This is a genomic window from Paenibacillus camerounensis (assembly GCF_000723885.1).
Taxonomy (GTDB): Bacteria; Bacillota; Bacilli; order Paenibacillales; family Paenibacillaceae; genus Paenibacillus_AQ; species Paenibacillus_AQ camerounensis.
In genome coordinates, this window is record NZ_CCDG010000093.1 from 1 (window position 1) to 2704 (window position 2704).

General features: G+C 50.0%; 4 protein-coding genes. All 4 read left to right on the plus strand.

Annotation, left to right across the window (positions count from 1 at the left end):
- A partial coding sequence (locus BN3772_RS31615) for an ATP-binding protein DrrA1-3 family domain-containing protein (RefSeq protein WP_042203608.1) occupies positions 1-163 on the plus strand: 163 nt, incomplete at its 5' end.
- Positions 156-1460, plus strand: a complete 1305-nt coding sequence (locus BN3772_RS27695) for an ABC transporter permease (protein ID WP_042203610.1) — start codon at positions 156-158, stop codon at positions 1458-1460. The genes BN3772_RS31615 and BN3772_RS27695, both read left to right, overlap by 8 nt.
- A gap of 44 nt (positions 1461-1504) precedes the next feature.
- Entirely contained in the window at positions 1505-1696 is a 192-nt protein-coding gene (locus tag BN3772_RS27700) for a hypothetical protein (protein ID WP_042203612.1), read from the plus strand.
- A gap of 109 nt (positions 1697-1805) precedes the next feature.
- A partial coding sequence (locus tag BN3772_RS27705; protein ID WP_042203613.1) for a TraB/GumN family protein occupies positions 1806-2704 on the plus strand: 899 nt, incomplete at its 3' end.

Here is a 2704-nt window from a genome sequence, read left to right on the forward strand (position 1 = left end):
GAAGCGGCAGGAACGCGGCTATGTACTGTCGATCAGCGATATCAGTGCAGCACAGCGTATTTTGCAGCAGGCCATTCTTGCCGGCGAGGTCGAGCATTTCGAGATTAAGGAACCGACGCTAAACCAAATCTTTATCAGAGCGGTGGGTGAATCGAATGAATAAGATGGGGACGATTATAGGATTTACTTTTAAAAACAAGGTGAAGACCAAAGCCTTTCTTATAACAACGCTTATTATGGTTATTTTGCTGAGTATCGGAATGAACATTCCTTATTTTATCAAAGTGTTCAAGGGTGAAGATAAGGCTGACGGCGGCAACCGGAGCCAAATCGCAGTAATCGCTGAAACGGGTAACCCGGCAGCCGAGCTGCTCCTGGCATCATCAGCCCCTGCTACTCCGGACAGCGATACGTTTGCAGTAACGTTCACAGCATTTGCTTCAGCTGATGATGCAGCATTGAAGGAAGGTCTGGATAAGGGAACTATTGAAGGCTATCTCACCTTTGGCGAGGCAGCTGGTGAAGGACTTCCGCCAGTAACCTACCACAACGAGGACGGTGAGCTTGGCGGGGAAGTGCAGACTTATCTGCAGAGCGCTCTGCAGGCGGTCAACACACAGCTGATTGTCGGTGACAAGCTGACAGACAGCCAGGTTGCCGCCATGTACGCCCCGGTAACGATTGATACACAGGAGCTCAGCGCCGATGGTTCCCAGGCCGGGGAAGAGACTGAACGGACGGCGGCAACAATCAACTATGTAGTTGTCTATGTCCTTCTGATCCTGTTCTTCATGTCCATTATGATGACCGGTAATATGATTTCGGCAGAAGTTACCTCTGAGAAAAGCTCGCGCATCATGGAGATTCTGATTACGAGCGCATCGCCGCTAACCCAGATGTTCGGCAAGGTCATCGGTATTTTCCTGGTCGGACTGATGCAGATTGCCATCATTGCACTCAGTGTGACCGCCAATCTCCTGCTGCCGCATAACTCCGGCGTACTGGCTGATTTCGAGCTGGATCTGAGCCAGCTAAACATCGGGCTGCTGGTCTACGGTCTGATCCTGTATATTCTCGGCTACTTCCTGTATGCCCTGATCTATGCGGCGGTCGGATCGATTGTCAGCCGTACAGAGGATCTTGGCCAGGCGGTAATGCCGATTATGATGATCGGCTTCGTGAACTTCTACGTTCCTTTATTCAGCATTTGGGCTCCTGATACTATGCTGGTCAAGGTAGCGAGCTACATTCCGTTCACCTCACCGCTCAGCATGCTGCTGCGCATCGGAGTCGGCCAGGTCGCTTTCTGGGAGATTATCGTCTCGCTGGTTATTCTGCTGGCAACCACATTTGTGTTCGGCTGGCTGGCGGCGAAGATCTACCGCACAGGCGTACTGATGTACGGCAAGCGCCCTAGCATTAAAGAGATCAGAAAAGCAATGAAGGCTTACAAAATCTAATGCAAATAATTATAAAAAATCTACTATATGAGGAGAAATTCACAATGAATAAAAAAAATCAGAACTTCCTGTTTCTTGCAGTATGCGTGTTGAACATGGTTATGTTTGGTCTTGTGATAGATACGAACGGTTCCCCGGTGCGTGATTTCATTCAAGGATTAACCGTAGGATTGAGTGCTGCTGCAGTATTTGCAATGCTGTGGGTAATGGCAAAGGAACGCAGAAGCAGAGCGTAAATGTATATCCGTACTTGAACAGCAAATTTTGTCACCCGAGTGTCTCAAGCATCGTGATTTTGCTTAATTATTATATGTGGACTATATGAAGCTGAAGGAGACTAAGCAAATGAGAAGCTGGAAGCAAATGCTATTATCTCTTACCTTATCGGCAGGATTGCTTACCGCAACAGCAGTTCCGGCCATGGCTGCCCCGCAGCAGCCGGCAATACAAGTAAACAATCAGACTGTCGAATACAAGACGGGAGCTCCGGTCAACAATCAGGGCACCACGCTTGTTCCGCTCAGAGCTACGCTTGAAGCGATGGATGTGCAGCTGCAGAATGCGGCAGGTGACACAATCTATGCGATTGTAGACGGTAAAGCCATTACACTGAAGAGCAAGCTTACTGTGATCAACGGCGTGACCTATGCACCTATCCGGGTTCTTGGTGATGCAGCGGGTTACGAAGTAAGCTGGGATGCACAGACCCGTACGGTAGTTCTGAAGACCAAGGCAGCGGGTGACGGAAGCCAGAGTGCTGTAAGTACCCAAGGCGGACGCGGCTTCATGTGGGAAGTCGAGAGCAACGGCAATACCGTGTATCTGGTCGGCTCAATGCATATTGCCGATGACAGCTTCTATCCTCTGAGCAAGGAGTTTGAAGAGGCCTTTGCCGGGTCTGATTATCTGGGCGTAGAAATTGATATCAGCAAGGCAGCTGATGAGGCATCACAGAAGCTGGTTCTGAACATGGGCATGTACCAGGACGGTACAACGCTGAAGGATCATATTTCCGGTGAGACGTATGCGAAGCTGGGTGAGGTGCTCAAGGAGGCAGGCCTTAAGACCAATGCGCTGGACCAGTTTAAGCCGTGGGTAGCGGAAACGACACTGAGCAGCCTAAAAGCAGCGACGGCCGGCTATGAGGCTTCTGCCGGAATTGACTTGTACTTCATACAGAAGGCGATTGAACGGAAAATTCCGGTTATGGAGCTGGAGTCTTATGAGTCCCAGCTGGGCATGTT

What these genes read in the sequence shown, in the direction of transcription:
- BN3772_RS27695 (WP_042203610.1), top strand. Translation starts at nt 156, where the DNA reads ATGAATAAGATGGGGACGATTATAGGATTTACTTTTAAAAACAAGGTG.
- BN3772_RS27700 (WP_042203612.1), top strand. Translation starts at nt 1,505, where the DNA reads ATGAATAAAAAAAATCAGAACTTCCTGTTTCTTGCAGTATGCGTGTTG.